The following is a 302-nucleotide window of genomic DNA, read 5'->3' as shown; positions in this document are numbered from 1 at the left end:
AAGTTTCCGTGTTTCGTTTTCGTTTAGTTTTGAGAGTTCAATAAAAAAGTATTGATTCTCAAAAGAAAATATGATATAAATTAATTCTGCAATTTGTATGGGCCTATAGCTCAGCTGGTTAGAGCGCACGCCTGATAAGCGTGAGGTCGATGGTTCGAGTCCATTTAGGCCCACCATACAACTTGGGGCCTTAGCTCAGCTGGGAGAGCGCCTGCCTTGCACGCAGGAGGTCAGCGGTTCGATCCCGCTAGGCTCCACCAAAACACTATTTTATATAGTATGGTATGTTCTTTGAAAACTAG

Annotated in this window: 2 tRNA genes; both read left to right on the top strand. The window is 43.4% G+C overall.

Features of this window, described 5'->3' with window-relative positions:
• Positions 1-99 precede the first annotated feature (99 nt).
• A tRNA-Ile gene (locus COO03_RS22275) sits at positions 100-176 on the top strand.
• A gap of 8 nt (positions 177-184) precedes the next feature.
• Positions 185-260: transfer RNA gene (locus COO03_RS22270), tRNA-Ala, on the top strand.
• Positions 261-302: the final 42 nt, after the last annotated feature.

It is taken from the genome of Bacillus sp. AFS098217 (assembly GCF_002551815.1).
In the GTDB taxonomy this organism is placed as follows: Bacteria; Bacillota; Bacilli; order Bacillales; family Bacillaceae_G; genus Bacillus_A.
This window is presented reverse-complemented; position numbering and strand designations above follow the sequence as displayed.